Raw genomic sequence first — 1,085 nt, 5'->3', positions numbered from 1 at the left:
CCGTAGCGCACGCGGGTTTCGCAGATCTCCTTGACGCGAGCTTCCAGCGCGACCTGCCCGAGCCGGCGCGAGCGGTATTGGCAGGTGGAGCGATTGACCAGCAGAGCCGCGCAGGACCAGGCGCCACTGGGCCGAGGCGGCCGCGTGGTCGGGCTGGGCGAAGGCGGTGGCGATGAAGGCGGACACCGTGAGCCAAGGGAACGCCAATGGTCCGAGAGACATTGGCGAGCACGGCTGTTCTTGCCGGCATGGGCCAGCGCATTCCTTTGAAAATGCACGACGGGGCCGTTGAGGAATACCCTGGTGATCAGGCTTTGCCGGCCACCGGCACCACTCGCCATCGGAACATCGGCATTGCAATCAGGTCCGCGATTGCGCCGAGCATTATGAGGAACGTGGCGATGAAGGCGGTGGCGAGCCGCTTGAGATTCACCGCCGCGGCGGTGAGGAAGGCTTGGATGCGCATGTTTTCGAGGCCACGTCGGACGGCGCGTGCCAGGCCATGCCAGGTCTTTGTCTCTCCGTGATAACCCTCGGATCGCCAGCGGTGACGTTGGTAGAGATAGCGGTCCTCATCGGACCAACGATCTTTCCGCCGCCGGGCCCTCAGAAGCGCGGGATAGTTGTCACCGAGCACGACGGCCTTGTTGCTTCGGCCCTTCGACGGGCAGAGCGCTGCAAGATCGCAGCCACGGCGGTCCCGGGCGCGGGAGGTGAAGAAGCGGCCATGCTTCACCGCGCGCCCGGGTTTCAGCTTCTTGCCACGGGGGCACTTCAGAACATCGTGCTTGGCGTCGTAGCGGAAGCGGCGCATCCGCACGGGGCGGCGGATCGGCTCGGCCTTTGCCGGGAGTGAGCCATCGTGTCGCCATGCGTTCGAGACCGATGGCGAACGCCGCGATCTCACGCTTCTCGAGCCCCGCGTAAACCTTGGCGTAGGCATAGCCCGCGTCGGCCGTGACCGTCGCGATCGGCAGGCCGTGAACTTTGTGTTTCGGCGTGCAATTGGTGCCCACCTGCCCCTGTGATCGGCGCCTAATCGGGGACCACCCGCCCGGGTCATCTGTGCTCGCCTGCGATCGGAG

General features: G+C 65.8%; 2 pseudogenes. Both read right to left on the bottom strand.

Going from position 1 to position 1,085, the window contains the following annotated elements:
- Positions 1-113 (bottom strand): annotated as a pseudogene (locus tag ACLJK8_RS22840) (IS3 family transposase); the annotation flags it as partial.
- Between the two features lie 245 nt (positions 114-358).
- Positions 359-980: pseudogene (locus ACLJK8_RS22835) on the bottom strand (transposase); the annotation flags it as partial.
- Positions 981-1,085 lie beyond the last annotated feature (105 nt).

It is taken from the genome of Amaricoccus sp. W119 (assembly GCF_047275745.1).
In the GTDB taxonomy this organism is placed as follows: domain Bacteria; phylum Pseudomonadota; class Alphaproteobacteria; order Rhodobacterales; family Rhodobacteraceae; genus Amaricoccus.
The sequence above is the reverse complement of the archived record's forward strand: the minus strand, read 5'-3'. Positions and strand labels throughout refer to the sequence as shown.